This is a genomic window from Bartonella saheliensis (assembly GCF_902162175.1).
On record NZ_LR607202.1, the window covers coordinates 15,951 to 32,374 of the forward strand.

General features: G+C 36.4%; 12 protein-coding genes. 10 read left to right on the forward strand and 2 right to left on the reverse strand.

The features are described from left to right. Window positions 1-441: 441 nt before the first annotated feature. On the reverse strand, window positions 442-5,001 hold the full coding sequence (locus FS875_RS04105; protein ID WP_144753416.1) for a rhoptry family protein: 4,560 nt from the start codon (window positions 4,999-5,001) through the stop codon (window positions 442-444). Between the two features lie 668 nt (window positions 5,002-5,669). Between FS875_RS04105 and hfq the strand changes: the two genes are divergently transcribed. The 4 genes from hfq to FS875_RS04125 all read left to right on the forward strand — a co-directional run bounded on the left by hfq (window position 5,670) and on the right by FS875_RS04125 (window position 10,501). Further along, window positions 5,670-5,909, forward strand: a complete 240-nt coding sequence (gene hfq / locus FS875_RS04110; protein WP_005773461.1) for an RNA chaperone Hfq — start codon at window positions 5,670-5,672, stop codon at window positions 5,907-5,909. 54 nt (window positions 5,910-5,963) lie between these two features. Next, the gene (gene hflX / locus FS875_RS04115; RefSeq protein WP_144753419.1) at window positions 5,964-7,307 is read left to right on the forward strand and encodes a GTPase HflX; all 1,344 of its coding nucleotides are present in this window, start codon (window positions 5,964-5,966) and stop codon (window positions 7,305-7,307) included. A 144-nt stretch (window positions 7,308-7,451) separates the two neighbouring features. Then, window positions 7,452-9,278, forward strand: coding sequence for a hypothetical protein (locus tag FS875_RS04120; RefSeq protein WP_144753422.1), 1,827 nt, complete (start codon window positions 7,452-7,454; stop codon window positions 9,276-9,278). A 146-nt stretch (window positions 9,279-9,424) separates the two neighbouring features. Beyond that, window positions 9,425-10,501 (forward strand): COX15/CtaA family protein, encoded by a 1,077-nt coding sequence (locus FS875_RS04125; RefSeq protein ID WP_144753426.1) that lies wholly within the window; start codon window positions 9,425-9,427, stop codon window positions 10,499-10,501. A 21-nt stretch (window positions 10,502-10,522) separates the two neighbouring features. Here FS875_RS04125 and argC read toward each other — a convergent pair whose 3' ends face one another. Then, complete coding sequence (gene argC, locus FS875_RS04130; RefSeq protein WP_144753429.1) at window positions 10,523-11,455, reverse strand: N-acetyl-gamma-glutamyl-phosphate reductase; 933 nt, start codon at window positions 11,453-11,455, stop codon at window positions 10,523-10,525. A gap of 354 nt (window positions 11,456-11,809) precedes the next feature. Here argC and glyA point away from each other — a divergent pair, with 354 nt between their 5' ends. The 6 genes from glyA to nusB all read left to right on the forward strand — a co-directional run bounded on the left by glyA (window position 11,810) and on the right by nusB (window position 16,348). Beyond that, entirely contained in the window at window positions 11,810-13,123 is a 1,314-nt protein-coding gene (glyA, locus tag FS875_RS04135) for a serine hydroxymethyltransferase (protein WP_144753432.1), read from the forward strand. A gap of 13 nt (window positions 13,124-13,136) precedes the next feature. Beyond that, window positions 13,137-13,619: a transcriptional regulator NrdR gene (nrdR, locus tag FS875_RS04140; protein ID WP_144753435.1), complete on the forward strand. Its 483-nt coding sequence runs from the start codon at window positions 13,137-13,139 to the stop codon at window positions 13,617-13,619. Next, window positions 13,612-14,739, forward strand: coding sequence for a bifunctional diaminohydroxyphosphoribosylaminopyrimidine deaminase/5-amino-6-(5-phosphoribosylamino)uracil reductase RibD (gene ribD, locus FS875_RS04145; protein ID WP_144753438.1), 1,128 nt, complete (start codon window positions 13,612-13,614; stop codon window positions 14,737-14,739). The genes nrdR and ribD overlap by 8 nt, the downstream gene beginning before the upstream one ends. Further along, window positions 14,721-15,338, forward strand: coding sequence for a riboflavin synthase (locus FS875_RS04150; protein ID WP_144753440.1), 618 nt, complete (start codon window positions 14,721-14,723; stop codon window positions 15,336-15,338). The genes ribD and FS875_RS04150 overlap by 19 nt, the downstream gene beginning before the upstream one ends. 81 nt (window positions 15,339-15,419) lie before the next feature. Next, window positions 15,420-15,875 carry a 6,7-dimethyl-8-ribityllumazine synthase gene (locus FS875_RS04155; RefSeq protein WP_144753444.1) on the forward strand — a complete coding sequence of 152 codons (456 nt, stop codon included), beginning with the start codon at window positions 15,420-15,422 and terminating at the stop codon, window positions 15,873-15,875. Window positions 15,876-15,877: 2 nt separating this feature from the next. Then, the gene (gene nusB, locus FS875_RS04160; protein WP_144753447.1) at window positions 15,878-16,348 is read left to right on the forward strand and encodes a transcription antitermination factor NusB; all 471 of its coding nucleotides are present in this window, start codon (window positions 15,878-15,880) and stop codon (window positions 16,346-16,348) included. The last annotated feature ends 76 nt before the right edge of the window (window positions 16,349-16,424 follow it).

Genomic DNA, 16,424 nt, shown 5'->3' on the forward strand with positions numbered 1-16,424 from the left:
GAAGATATCGCTGTGTCATCTATAATTGCACATTTTATCCTAGATTCGTATATTCCGTATAACACGGTGCTCTAATGATAAATCATTTGTATGCTGAATGGAAAATTTGAATACAATAAGATTTATTCATTTCAATTCTATCTATTATAATAAAAAATATTTACTTACATACTTAAAGCAAAATTAATATGTGTATAAAAAACATCTAAGAAAGGGATAGAAATGTTTCTTATAAGCTTTCTCATTTTTAGAATGATATGTTATTTGATAGCCTTTACGTTTCTTTAGGGGTATTGCTTAGAATATCATAAAAACTGTATACCAATTATCTCAGCCTTTGAAGTACAAAGCTCCAGTTAATCGCAAAGTACTCTATGATCAGCACTTAAGGCAACTTGAAAGAGAAAAGTGGAAAAATATTTTCTCCACTTTTCTTATTGTCTATTGAATTCGTCCACTTGCATGAGCAAGCATGGTATAAACTTTTCCTGTATCTGATATCAGGTATTTGCGAACTGAGTTGGAAGAACCAGAACTATGCGATATATCACGTAAGAGCTTTTCGAAATCCGCAACATATTGATTCACTAAACGTTTAAATTCAAAATCGCTCATATATTTTTTCTTAATCATTTCAAATATTGTTTTTCCACTCAAAGTATAAAGGCGTTCTGTTGCGATGTTTTTTTGTCCACGTTGATAATGATCCCATAACTCAACAATGGCATTGTGATTAATTGCTTGCACGATACCTGATGCTAATGCGTTAAGAGAATTGTTTGTAGAACGTGGTTTTGTTTGCACTGATGTTAAAACAGCGTCATTTGGGGTTTCATCATAAAATGTTTCTTCACGTGAAGCTCTTTCTAAGAGATTTGACACCCATTTATTGGGTCTTTTTATGCTTTGATCTTCTTGTAATACAGGTTTAGGAGGAATGATCTTTTTAATAAACTCAGGAGAATTCTCACTTCTCTTATTAAGCACTGATGAAGTAGAAAATGCCGACATTAACTGTTCTTTTGCACTCTTTTGATCATGTTGTATAACACTGATGAGATCTTTTAATGCCGTAATTTGCTCATTCAAAGCTGTACGAATTGTTTGCGTTGTTTCTTTTGTTTTTTCAGGAAGCTTTTTAGCATTTTCATGAATATCATTATTAATCTTTGAAAGCTCTAAACGAACTTCATCCGCGGAGCGACGTATATCTTCTGCTGCTCCTGAAAAACGCGTTGACGCTTCACTAATAAGCCTATTAAGGGATTGTTGGAATGAATCCGTAGCGTTACGCGCATTCTTATCAGAGCGTTCAAGGGCTAAGTTGAATATTTTTTCATAATGCTCAATCATTTGATTAATTTCATGAGACTTTGAAACAAGGGCATCGCTTAATACAGAAAGCGTATTATGTTTTTCTTCAAGCGTTGCACTCAATGAATTTTCAGACTGTTCGAGAACGTGAATAGTTTGGGAAAGTGTTTTAGCATGTTCACCAAAACTGCTCGTTATATGATTAATTTGTTCAAAGGTGTTGTTTGAAAGTCCTTGTAGAATTTCAACATTATTATTAAGAGCTTGATTTGAAGCTGATAAACGCTCCGCTACTTGGTTCGTATTGCGGAAAAAATTATTTGCAGTTTCATTAAACTGATCATCAATATTTTGAACGGCTGATAATAAAACATTATTATTTTCTTGAAAGTTGTAAATTGATTGATTTAACTGCTGTAAAATGGATGAAACATTATTAACAAGCTCTTCCTTCATCACCGTTACTGTTTGAAGTGTTTCAGAGTTCGCTTTGTTTAAGCTATTCACTAAAGATTCATTATGTGCATAAATTCTTTGTTCAGCATCTTGTGTGGAGAGAGAGAGTTGTTCACCGATATGCTGTGTTAAAGAACCAATTGATTCTGTTGTACTTTGTGCTGCTTGATTTAAGTGATTTGTTAGCTCTGTTATTTTTCCAACATGTTCTGAAATTTGTGTTGCTGTCTGATTCTTTGCATCTTCCAGACGGTTTGTTACATCAGAGAGCTGATAACCTAAATTATTTTTAAGATTTTGTATAGAGTGATGAAGAACATCACAACGTTCGTTAAGAACTTGCTCTATTGCTGTTGTTGATGTGTGAATTGTTTCATTCAATAATGCTTGTGCATTATGACTGGCTGTTGCGAAAGCTTCGACAGTATGCGCTGTTTGTTCAGAAAGAACAGATAGAACTTTTTCACTGGTATCATAAACTGTTTTCTTAACGTTTGATACAATTCGATTGCCTGACTCCGAAAGAATATTTTCAGCTTGTGCGGTAACATTCGTAACAGAAGAGAGAATTTGTTCACCCGTAGAAGAAAGAATATCAGAAGCTTTTATAATCTTATTATGCAGATTATCCGTGACTGTATTAACAGAATCTTCTAAGCTAATACGCAAATTGTCAACACTGTTTTCCAGCGCTTGTTGAACTATCTGACTTTGCTCATTACTCAACATGAGAGACGTTTTTAACGTGTCAGAACGTTCCTCAATAACAGATGTTTGTATATCAATAGCTTCACAGACTTGGCTAAATTTTTCAGATAATGTTTCTTCTAGCGTTGTTGTCCGTGCAAAAATTTTATGTGCACAATCTTCTAAATTTGTATCAAACGATTCCATGCGCGTTTCAAGGGTTTCAAAGAGAACACCACTCGATTGAGAGAGAGTATTCTTTAAAATTTCGGCATGGCTTTCAAGGCTTTTAATATGACCTTGAACGGTTTCAGTAATGTTTTTATTATTGGCGATAATTGCACTCTCAACTAAATCTATTTGCTGTTTCAATGCAACATCGACACGTATATCACTTTTTGCGATAAGGTTATGGATTGTTTCCATGCGTTGCTCGAGTGTGCGTGCTTGATCAGCAAGAACTTCATTAAGAGAAAAGCTATTAATTGCTAAAGAGTCGCGCAAAGCATCGGCACGGATATCAATATTTCTTGCTTGAGCTTCTAAAGCATCTTGCGTTGTATTGCAGCTTTGTACAATGACTTCTTGTAGTTTTCCAGTGCATTGAATGATATTTTCAATATGATTTTCAGCTTGTTTATCAACGAGTTGAGCATTGTCAGTCAAAACTTTTTCAATATGAGAAGTATTTTGGACCAAGATATCAATCTGATTTCTTAATGCATCAGTGATTTTATTCTTCTCGTTATCAAGCATATCTGCCATGACAGCTCGTTGATCAGAAAGTTGCAATTTAAAATCTTGTGAACGTTCTTGTATAATATCAACAATGGCATTATCGACATATTGAATTTCTTCTCTCAGATTTTCTTTACTTTTATCAATAGCAGACAAAATAGCTTCACGTCCATTTGTAAATGCATGGGTAATGTCCGTTGTTTTTTCTTGGAGGTTTTCATTTATTTTCAAGATATGAGCTTCCAAAAAGTTACCAAGTTTTTCAGCATTATTCTCTAAAACTTGAGTGCGTTCTATAAAGGAATCAATAATGGAGTTACTGTGTTTTTTAAGAGAGAGGTCAACAGTTGCTAAACGTTGTTCAAAGGCTCCAATTGCTTGTGAGGTTACATTATCAAATTTAGAAGAGAGTTTATGTGCCTGGTCGTCAAGCTTTAAAATCTTCTCATCGAAACTCTGTAGAGATTGATTATTGCGATCAAGAAGAGCTTTATCTAAAACTTTAAACTTTTCATCGACAACGTGCAAAGTTTGATCTGTTACTGCTTGTATATGTGTTGCAATTTTAGCAGCATGCACTTCTGCTTTTGTTGCTGTTTCATTAAAGGTTTTTTCTATTTGTTTTTCATTATGATCAAATTTTTTTGCAAAACTATCAAAGTTTTTTCCTAATTCATTGAAAAATTCTGTATTTTTCTGCTGAATTTGTGTTGTTGTTTTGTTAAATTTTTCAACAAGCTGATTTGTTACACCATCACCGGCATAGGAAAGTTTTTCAACAAGGTCTTCACCTTGTTTTTGTAAAGTTTGAGAAAGAGTTTGTGCAAGCTTTTCAACATTGGTTACAATTTTAGAGGTAACCAAGCCAAATTCATCACTCAGTTGTTCTTGAGTTCCTTTAATTGTTGATTGTACACGATCGGCGTGATTTAAAATGGCTATGCGTTCATTACTCAATTCTTTGATGAGTGTATGAATGCGTGATTCATTTTCAGCATAGGCTTGTTCTAGGTTGTGAACTTCACCTTGTATGATTGCTTCAAGTTCAACAGCACGTCCGAGAGTACGTTCAATACCTTCATTCATTGCCGCGACTTCTTCACGAATAGTTTGCCCTATAGCAATAGCTTGTTTTTCAGATAATTGTTGTGGCTCACTAAGGCGTTGTGCAGCATTTGTCATAAGAAGAGCAATATTATGCAATTCATTCGAGCGTTTTGTTAATTGAGCAACGCCCCAAGATATAAGGATAGGAATTGCTGTTCCGGCCGCTACAGCAAGTCCTGTTGGGGATGTTATAAAAGTGCTAATACTGGATAAGGAGCTGAGTCCAGCAGGGGCAAGCTTATGCGCAATAAAAGCTCCCCCCGTTGCCCATAAAGCACTAAGCGCTGTTGTATACCAATAGATTCGAGAGGAAGAACGTTGCCTTAAGTGTCCAAAATTTACAGGGCTTGTTATATCATCATTTGCAGGAAGAAGTTTTTTTGGCAATAACGTATTGTGAACCGTTCCCCCTGAAATATCAGACGAAGGTTTTGGAGCAAAAAGCTGTCCAACAACGGATTTGTCAATAACAGCATCATCATGAATATTAGAAACAAAAATTGAAGGACCATTTTCAGCAAGAAACTCTTCTTCTGCCATTGCAATTTTTTGAATCAAATCATCAACATTAACAATATTTTCAGAATTATTTGATGATATCGTTTCAAATGCTGTGTCATCGAAATCAAAGTTCATCGCTTTGGTGAGGGCTTCTTCAACTTCAACTTCAAATGTTTGCAATTTGGTTCTGCGTGCCATACTCGCCTCGTACTCTTACAAACGGAAAAAGGGATACGTGCTCTTCCACATAATTTTTGCATACTAGCTGTTAATTATTTAGAAAGGAATATGCCGAGGAAAAAAAATTAAAAACTTATCAAAATAAAGTTAACGTGGTAACTCATATTCTGTTTAAGAAGGTTATAAAATGCAACAAAAACAATTTATTATTTGATTCTCAAAAAGACAAAAATACTGTTTACAACTTGTGTTTATAAAAAAAATTATTAACTTATTTTTTGTGAGATAAAGACAATTTAAGGGCAATTATATATTAATGTTAAAAAATAGTGTGGTGCGAATGCATTTTTGAGTATCGATACTCGATAATAAATGTTGTTGTCTGCTTACTTTTACTGATTCTAAAGGAAAGGGTTCATTATCTCGTACATCATCTCTAATAGATTAGGATGTATAAAAATTTGTTTCTCAACTGTAAGTTCATAAAAAAGTAAACGTGAAAAATTTTTGAATTTAACGATAGATTTTCATAAGCTATGCTTTATTATTGCTTTAAAGAGCGGTTTTTTCTCTAATTTCAGTTATTTGTTGCTAAAATTTGAAGCTTCTACGTTGACAATTGAATATTTTTCAGTCGATATGCATGCACGAATATTTTATGCAATCGAGATGAAGGTGTAAGAATAATGGCAGAGCGATCACAACACCTGCAAGATGTGTTTTTAAATACGGTGCGTAAGCAAAAAATTTCCCTTACCATTTTTCTTGTTAATGGCGTTAAACTCACGGGTATTGTAACTTCATTTGATAATTTTTGTGTCCTTTTGCGCCGAGATGGACACGCGCAATTGGTTTATAAGCATGCTATTTCTACAATTATGCCCGGACAGCCTGTACAGATGTTTGAAGGAGAAAGTCCTGAGTAAACACATCATTTTAAGATAAACTTCTTATCCCATTTTTAAAGTACTTAGATTGCTATGATAAATGAAAATGAGAGATTAGGAGGAGTATTTTCGCAAATTATAAAACAAGTGCGCACACTTGTTTTGATACCGATTTTTCAAGAGAATAGAACAGAAAACCCTTTGAGGGAGTGTTCTATGTCTTCTCGCGTTCAAGAGGCATTGGGGTTAGCGCGTGCTATAAGGTTAGAAGTTGTTCATTATGAAACAATTAATATTACAACACCTCGTCCTGCGACTCTCTTTGGAAAAGGTAAAGCAGATGTGCTTGCCGATTATATCGATGAATATTCTATTGAGCTTGCGGTTATAGATCATTTTTTAACGCCAGTGCAGCAGCGTAATTTAGAAAAATTATGGAATTGTAAAGTTATTGATAGAACGGCTTTGATTCTTGAGATTTTTGGTGATCGTGCACGAACAAAAGAAGGTGTTTTGCAAGTAGAATTGGCACATTTGTCCTATCAAAAAGGGCGACTTGTGCGGAGTTGGACACACTTGGAACGGCAACGGGGAGGGCGCGGTTTTCTAGGCGGACCTGGTGAAACGCAAATTGAAGCAGACAGACGTCTTTTACAAGAAAAAATTACTCGTATTCGCCGCGAATTAGAAACGGTTATTAAAACACGTACACTTCATAGAGCAAAAAGAAAAAAAACATCCTATCCTGTTGTTGCTTTGGTTGGATATACGAACACAGGAAAATCAACTCTTTTTAACCGTTTAAGCGGTGCTGATGTTTTAGCAAAGAATATGTTATTTGCAACGCTTGATCCGACTTTGCGTAAAGTTGTTCTTCCCCATGGAAAAACGATTCTTTTGTCTGATACTGTAGGTTTTATCTCTAATTTGCCAACAAACTTGATTGCCGCTTTTAGAGCAACCCTTGAAGAAGTGGTTGAGGCAGATCTTATTCTACATGTAAGAGATATGTCTGATCTTGATCATCGAGCCCATGCCCAAGATGTCTTAGAAGTGCTTTCAAGTCTTGATATCGATACTGATGATACAGAGCATATCATAGAAGTTTGGAATAAGATTGATATGTTAGATGAGCAAGCATTGAATGTTTTACAAACGAGCGCAAAAACACGATTAAATCCTGCTCTCATGGTATCAGCTCTTAAAGAAGATGGACTCGATCAATTATTAAGAACAATTGAAAAGCAAATTTTTGGAGAGGTGAAAAATATTGAATATCTTTTAAAACCTCATGAAATGTCGCTTATTGATTGGTTTTATGAAAACTCTGCAGAAATAAAGCAGGAAGGACATGATGATGGCTCTGTTACTATTAGAGCCGTTCTTACTTCTGAAGCAAAAAAACAACTAGAGAACATCAAAAAAAATATGAATTAAGTTTTTAAAAGTTATTGTTGAACTTTTTTACTCAAATTTTATGTTTTTCTTATTTCAAAATAATATGACAGCAAGTTAAGAGGATAGTTACTACTTTCTCTTAATAAAACAGTATGAAGAAGTATTTTGCTGGTTAAAATAAAGATGAGTCTTAAATGCAATAAAAGACTGTTCGTACGTACAGTATGGCGAAACATTTTGATTGTTTTGCTGTTGCAGGTTCTGTCTATCTCTTTGATTTGGTTTTATTATTTTATTCAGCCTCGTGGTTATCAAGCAACTATAGTCTTTTCATTATCTGATTCTGCAGGAAAGCCACTCCCCATTGAAAAACAAGATAATATTATCACCTTTTTATTTTCACAGCCTATATTTTTAGATGATTCGCATTTTTCTTTAAGTGCTTTTTATAAGAAAAAAAAACAGGAAAATATTCGTTTATCGCGTCATGATGATCTTATCAATCTTACTTTTGAAGCTGAAACACTTGAAGCAGCCCAACAGGGGGTGGAAACTTGGTTTTCTACGTTTTTACAAGTTATTGTAAAACAAAAACAATTTTTGTTAAATGAGAATTTAAAAGACAAACGATATGATAATACTGCCATCGTTAATATCATGCAGGGATTTCGTGCTTCTGTTGATTCTTTTATTCAGCATGATGTCAAACAAACAGAGCTTCATGATCTTTCGCTGCAATTAACGCAAGCAACTTTAAAGCGTATTCATTTAACAAGTTTGAATTCAACAATTAACATGATGCGTGAAAAGGGGCAGTCTTTACTGTCTTTATCATTTATTGCAGGCAATTCAGCAATTGTATCTCTGGAATCTAAACGTAATCTCTTGGAAGCACAAAGAGCACATATGGCTGTACAATTGGGGTGGACACATCCTCAAATTAAGGCCATGACTGCGGAATTAGAGGCGGTTTCTTATCAATTAAAAAATAAAATTTCACAGATTGTTGATCAAGTTCATTTAGATGAGATTATTGCAACGGAGTTAGAAAAACAGCTCAAAAAAAAGATGGGCTTTTTTGTAAAAGATCAATCACATTCTTTGAATCAAATCTTTAGCGCGTTTGAAAATAAAATAAAAGCAGAGATTGATGTACAAAATAAAGCGATGCGTGAGTCTGCTCAAGAGAGGGAAAAAGTTATTGGTTCATATCGGGGATTGAATGATGATTCTCTTCTCTTGCAAAATGCAAAGATTCACGTGGTTAAACCAACAACGTTAGCGCCAATTTCCTTTATGGCTCTTTATGGAAAAAATATTCTTGTGAGTACATTGGCGAGCTTCCTGCCCCTTTTGTTCGGAATAATGTTATTTTCTTCGTGCTTTAGAAGCAAAAAAGATCAACTCTTAGAAGAGGATTTGAGACCAAAAGAAAATTCTCTCAAGAAGAATGAGAGTATTTTAGTCTCTCAAGAAATGAAAAATCTTGAAGCTTTTATTACGATAGAGGGATTATCTGATATTTTAAAATGGCGTGCTTCAACTGTTATTTCAATTATTGGACCAGAAGCTGCACGGACAGCGGCAAAACTTTCACTTCATCTTACAAAAGAGCACAAAACAATTTTGTTGGTTGATATCTCTGGTCAACAAATCGAGAAAGTCATTGGTCCACATCGGGGATTGAGTGATATTTTAACGGGTAATGCTCAGTTGCATGATGTTATTTACCGTGATTATGATACGGGGGTTGATATTCTCCCTCAAGGGTTAACAAGCGCTGTTTCTGCACAAGATTTTTCAAATAATATTTCTCATATATTACAAGAATTTAAAAAAGAGTATGATTTTATCGTTTTAGAGATGGCGAGCGAACCTAAATATGGATTTGAGCAATTTGCAGAGCTAACGGACTATTATATTTCTAATACTGTTCTTAATGAGCAGGACTGGATGATGCGGATGGTCAGTCGCTTTCCAAAGACTGTGTATCGTGTTGTTGCATTATGAATTTCGTAAAATAAGAAACATGTATCGCATGCTATAGTGGTACGCTTGTTTTTTGCTAAAGTTATAGTACATACTAGAATGCGAAGATTTTGTGTTTTAAATTAAAAAATGCATTGTAGTTGGAGAGAAGCGTGGGGTAATTAGAGATGGCAGTAAAAAGATTAAACAATAACCTTTTAACACCTGTGCAAAAGAGAAATCGAAAGCAAATTCAGGTGTGGCTTTATTCTATTTTATTGCTTTGCTTAGCAATTGTTTTGGTAGGGGGAGCAACCCGTTTGACGGGATCAGGATTGTCAATAACGGAATGGAAACCAATACATGGTGTTATTCCACCGATTGGTGTGGATCAATGGCAAGAGGAGTTTTTAAAATATCAACAAATAGCGCAGTATAAGTTGCTTAATTCTGATATGACTTTAAGTGCTTTTAAGGTCATTTTTTGGTGGGAATGGGCGCACCGTGTTCTCGGGCGTCTTGTTGGTCTTGTCGCTTTATTTGGGTTAATTTGGTTTTGGGCGACGAAGCGTATTGAAAAAAATATTTTACTTCCGCTTATCATTGTGCCGATCCTTATCGCCTTTCAAGGTTTTATTGGTTGGTGGATGGTCGCTTCAGGAATTGGGCAAAGTAATTTAACAAGTGTGAGCCAATATCGTTTGGCTTTTCATCTTATAACAGCATGTTTGGTTATTATTTTTGTTACTTATTTATCGCGCGGACTTACAGAATATTCAGAAAAACCAGCCAATCAAAAGGTGCAATATTTTGCGGCTTGGCTCGTTATTTTCGTCTTGATAGAGATTTACTTAGGAGCTTTGGTTGCAGGGCTTCACGCTGGAAAAGTCTATAATACATGGCCCCTTATGGATGGTCAGATTATTCCTGATGGATTGTTGCAGCATCGTCCTGTTTGGCTTAATTTATTCGAAAATCCCTTGACGGTTCAATTTATTCATCGGTTTTTTGCTTATTTTTTATTTATTGTCTCGGCTTTTCATGCTTTCTATGTGCAAAAAAATGTTCCGCATTCAACCCACTCTCGTCGGGCATTTCTTATCTGTGTTATGATTGTTATCCAAGCACTTTTAGGCATCTTAACACTATTACATGAGGTGCCAATAAGTTTAGGGCTCATTCATCAAAGTATGGCATTAGCCGTGTTATGTTTTGCGGTTGCACACTGGCGAGCAACAAAAGGGGCATATCGCGTTGTTGAATAAAAGTGTGTATCCAGATGGTGTTTAATTGCTTGAGAGCATTAAATCGAGGTTTTGGATAGCAGCAGCTGATGCACCTTTTCCTAAGTTATCGAAGAGGGCACAGAGATTAAAAATTCCTTCGCGATCATTTCCAAAAACGAATAATTTCATACCATCTTTATTGGCAAAACATTCTGGATTTAATCTTTGAAGAGAAGCTATTTCATCTTGTGATACAACTGAAATGATATTTTGGCCTTCGTAATGGTTTGTAAGAATTTCACGCAGATCAGAACAGTTTGCTGATTTTGTGAATAAATGGCGGTGTAGTGGAAGATTCACAATCATTCCTTGAGGAAAACGACCAACACTGGGTATAAAAAGTGGCGTTTGATTAATTTGTCCATGGAGTTTAATTTCTGGCACATGTTTGTGTTCAAGATTGAGGCCATAAATAAAATAGTTTTCCTGAATATTTTCTTTAGATTGATTTTCCATTTGTGTAATCAATTGTTTTCCACCACCGGTATAGCCGGAGATTGCGTGAATCGAGATGGGATAATCGGCATCTAGCAATCCTGCTTCGCGAAGGGGGCGAATCAAGCTAATAGCACCGGTGGAATAACATCCAGGATTAGAGACGTAATGGGCTTCTTGAATGCGTTTTTTTTGGCCTGCAGTCATTTCAGGAAAACCGTAGACCCAGTTTGGTGCAACACGGTGAGCTGTTGAGCTATCAATAATCCTAATGTTTTTATTTTTTTTAAGCCAATGAACAGTTTGGCGTGCTGCATCATCTGGAAGACATAAGATAGCAATATCCGTTTGAGTAAGATAGTCTTGTCGCAGATGGACATTATGGCGATCTTTATGAGCAAGAGAGAGTAGTTTTAAATCCGTACGTTTCTCTAAGCGTTTTTGTATTTGTAGTCCGGTTGTGCCGTGTTCACCATCAATAAAGACTTTGGTTACCATTCTTGCCTTGCCTTGCCTTGCCTTGCCTTGTATTAATTTTCCCTACGATATACAGCTCTTTAGATTATAAATTATTTTAAATCATTACCAACTTAAATAATAATCATTAACTTATTGAATTTCTTTAGATTATAGATATTTTTTGTAAAAGCTATCAATCAGGGCGTAAAGAAAAAACTTAACTTCATTTTTTACTCTTCTTGTGAGAGAAGTTTTTTGCTGTCGCTATGACGAGGAATAAGATAGATATTTGTATCAGTATTTTTGAGTGTAAATGGTTTAAAATATTTGGTTTGCATGGTTTGCTGTGTTATCGTCTAGAGACTTTATTTTTCAATGTTAGGAATGTATTTTATGACTCAGCAAGAAAATGACGCACAAAAGCGCTTTTTTAATGATAATTTACAGACAGTTGATGGTGCTATTTTTAATGCCATTAAAGGAGAATTTGAGCGGCAACAACATGAGATTGAGCTGATTGCCTCAGAGAATATTGTTTCAAGAGCAGTTCTTGAAGCACAGGGATCTGTTTTAACAAATAAATATGCAGAAGGTTATCCAAGAAGACGCTATTATGGGGGGTGTCAATTTGTTGATGTTGTTGAAGATTTAGCAATTGAGCGAGCAAAACAGCTTTTTGGTGCTGCTTTTGCAAATGTACAACCCAATTCTGGTAGCCAAATGAATCAAGCTGTCTTTCTGGCATTACTTCAGCCTGGTGACACATTTATGGGATTGGATTTAAATGCTGGTGGTCATCTTACCCATGGTTCATCTGTCAATATGTCTGGAAAATGGTTTAATGTTATCTCTTATGGTGTGCGTCAAGAAGATCAGATTATTGATATGGAGGAAGTTGAGCGGCTTGCAAAAGAGCGTAAGCCTAAGCTTATCATAGCAGGAGGATCGTCTTATCCTCGTTTATGGGATTGGAAAAGGTTCCGTGAAATAGCAGATGAAATAGGTGCTTATCTCCTTGTTGATATGTCGCATATTGCTGGCCTCGTTGCTGGCGGTGTGCACCCTTCCCCTGTTCCCCATGCACATATTGTAACGACAACAACACATAAATCGCTTCGAGGTCCTCGGGGTGGTTTGATCTTAACAAATGATGAAGTTTTAGCGAAAAAAATGGATTCAGCGATTTTCCCCGGTCTTCAAGGTGGCCCTTTGATGCATGTGATTGCGGCTAAGGCTGTTGCATTTGCAGAGGCTTTGCAGCCTTCTTTCAAGAATTATACTGCTGATGTTGTTGCCAATGCCAAGACCTTAGCAAAAACATTGCAGAGTAATGGTTTTAATATCGTTTCTGGTGGTACAGACAATCATTTATTATTGATTGATTTGCGTTCTAAAAATATAACAGGAAAACGCGCTGAATTAGCTTTGGGACGGGCAAATATTACTTGTAATAAAAATGGTATTCCTTTTGATCCTGAAACACCGTCGATAACCTCAGGAATTCGTTTAGGATCACCCGCTGCAACGACACGTGGTTTTTCGGAAAAAGAATTTATTCAAGTTGGTGAACTAATTTCGGAAGTTCTTGATGGTCTTGGGGTGTCAAAAAGCGATGAGAATAATAGTGGCGTTGAAATGGCTGTTAGGGAAAAAGTGATAGATATAACGAATCGATTTCCTCTTTACTCTTATCTTCGTAATTGTTAAGGATGCAAGAGAAATGCGCTGTCCTTACTGTCAATATGAGGATACACAGGTAAAAGATTCACGTCCAGCAGAAGAGGGGGCGGTGATTCGCCGCCGCCGTGTGTGTTCCGTTTGCGGTGGTCGTTTTACAACTTTCGAACGTGTTCAATTGCGTGAGCTTTTGGTTACTAAAAAAAGTGGACGATGTGAGCCATTTGATCGTGATAAATTAATGCGATCAGTTGATGTGGCAGTACGTAAGCGCAATATTGATCCTGATCGTATTGAACGAGCAATCTCTGGCATTGTACGCCAGCTTGAGAGTTTGGGGGAACCAGAGATTGCTTCAGAAAAAATTGGGCATCTTGTAATGGAAGCATTAAAAAGGATTGATGATATTGCTTATATCCGTTTTGCTTCTGTGTATCGAGATTTTCGTAATGCAAGCGATTTTCACGATATTATCGATGAGTTGTCAAAGGGTGTAGCGGATACAGAATCTCGTTTTGATGAATAAAAAAGTGCAAGATGAACGGTTTATGGCTGCCGCTATCCGTTTAGCAGAGCGTCATGTAGGACTTACAGGTGAGAATCCTTCCGTAGGTACGCTAATTGTGCAAAATGATGGCGGTGCGGGTTCATTTATTGTTGGCTATGGCGTAACAGCTCTTCATGGAAGGCCTCATGCGGAAGCGCAAGCTTTACGCATGGCTGGTTCTTTGGCTCAAGGAGCGACCGCTTATGTTACTTTAGAACCTTGTGCACATTATGGAAAAACTTCTCCCTGTGTTAGTGCACTTATTGATTCAGGTATTTCCCGAGTTGTTGTTGCTCTGACCGATTGTGATAAGCGTATGGATGGTCGTGGTCTTGCTCTTTTGCGTGCAGCGGGTATTGAAGTCGTTGAGGGCATTTTAGCTGAAGAGGCTTTTGAAGCTTTATGGACGCATTGGTGTATAAGAAAGTTGCAACGTTGTGCTGTCACTTTTAAAATGGCAATTTCTGCCGATAATAGTGTGGGAAAAAGAAAGGAGGGGGGAATAAAAATTAGTGGAGCGCTTTCTCGTACCCATACACATATTCTACGAGCTCAAAACAATGCTATTCTCGTTGGTATTGGGACTATACTAGCAGATGATCCACAACTCAATTGCCGCTTGCCAGGAATGGAAATGCGCTCACCAATTCGTATTATTTTGGATGCAGATTTATCTATTCCCCTTGATGCGAAAGTTGTCCAAACAGCCATAAAAATTCCTACATGGGTTATTTGTAATGAGAATCTTTTAAAAAAAAGCAAAAAAAATGCATTGGAGCAATATGGTGTGTCTGTTTATTCGGTAGAGATGAATAATGGTTTTGTTGAACCTTTTTCTCTTTTACAGATGCTTTATAAACAGGGGATTAATAGTGTTTTACTGGAAGGGGGTGTAAAGACAGGGGAAAAGTTTTTGAATGCTGGTTGTGTTGATCATTTAATATGTTTTTATAGTCCCGTTGTTTTAGGAAAAAAACGTATTGAAGCACCTCATTTTGAAAATTATCTTTCGCAATTTCATGAGGTTGAGACAAAAATGTTTGGAAATGATCGTTTTTATAAATGGAGACGTAAGACATTATGTTCACAGGAATTGTAACGGATATCGGTTGTGTTGAAGATGTTCAATCTTTAAAGCAGGGGAGGCGTGTAAAGATTTCTACACGCTATGCTATAGAAAGCTTAGCAATTGGTGCGTCAATTGCGTGTTCAGGAATTTGTCTTACAGTTGTGGAACGAGGCTTTAAACAAGGAGATTCCAACTGGTTTGTTGTTGAGGCGTGGGAAGAAACATTACGTTTAACAAATCTTGCCCAATGGAAAAAAGGAACTTTTGTTAATTTAGAACGTTCGCTGCGATTGGGCGATGAAATGGGAGGGCATTTGGTTTCTGGTCATATTGATGGCTTAGCTGAAATTGTTGAACAAAAAAATGAAGGGGATGCAATTCGTTTTTATTTAAAAGTTTCAAAAAAATTTATGCCCTTTATTGTTCCTAAGGGATCACTTGCGCTTAATGGGACATCTTTGACTGTTAATGGTGTTGAAGATTGTATTTTTGATGTTCTTATTATTCGCCATACACTTGAAATGACAACATGGGGACAAGCTAAAATTGGAGATTGGGTTAATTTGGAAATTGACCAACTTGCTCGTTACGCTGCTAAGCTTTTTGCTTTTAAAAGAGAAGTTGAATAAACTACAACTCTATTGATCGTTTTTAGCATTTTATGCTCTATAGCTTTGAGTTTTTTGATTCGTTTTTTGTGGAATTTCATTATGATGAAAGAGATACGTAAAAGGCCTCACGTATTGATTGTTGAAGCACGTTTTTATGAACAGATTTCTGATGCACTTTTAAAAGGTGCTGTGAGCGCTTTGCAAAAAGCTGAAGCAAGTTATGATATTATAACAGTTCCAGGAGCCTTAGAAATACCAGCTGCAATAGCTTTTGCTGAACAAAATAAGATATCTTATGATGGTTATGTTGCACTGGGGTGTGTTATTCGGGGTGAAACATATCACTTTGAAATTGTTGCCAATGATTCCTGTCGGGCCTTGATGGATTTAGCCGTTCATAAGCACTTAGCTATTGGAAATGGTATTTTGACAGTTGAAAATAAAGAGCAAGCATGGGTACGTGCAAAACAAGATGACAAAAATAAAGGTGGTTTTGCGGCTGAAGCTGCTTTATGCATGATCGCTCTAAAAAAGAGATTTGGAGATAATTATTAACTATGGCTGATATAAAAAGCAGAGATTTCCCGCGTTCAGCCAATAAACGTGGAGCAGCAAGACTTGCCGCGGTTCAGGCTCTCTATCAAATGGATATTGTGGGGTCGGGAGTGATGGAAACAGCTGCTGAGTATGAGACTTATCGTTTGGGAAAAGATATTGATGGAGACCAGTATCTTGAAGCTGACTTTCAATGGTTTTTGGCGATTATAACGGGTGTTGTAAAAGACCAAAAGCAGCTTGATCCTCTGCTTCATCAACAGCTTTCTGCAGAATGGTCTCTTTCACGTCTTGATTCTATATTACGAGCAATTTTACGAGCTGCTTTATGGGAGCTGATCAACCGTAAAGATGTTCCTGTTGCGGTCGTCATGAATGAATATGTTGATATAGCCAAAGCATTTTTTGAAGGTGATGAGCCAAAACTTGTTAATGCAGTTCTCGACAGTATGGCAAAAAAAGTTCGTTTTTAAGAGTTAAAAACCCTTCCTTTATTAGACCTGATAGTATCAGGCCTAATAAGATTAAAAAGGTAACTAGACAATATAC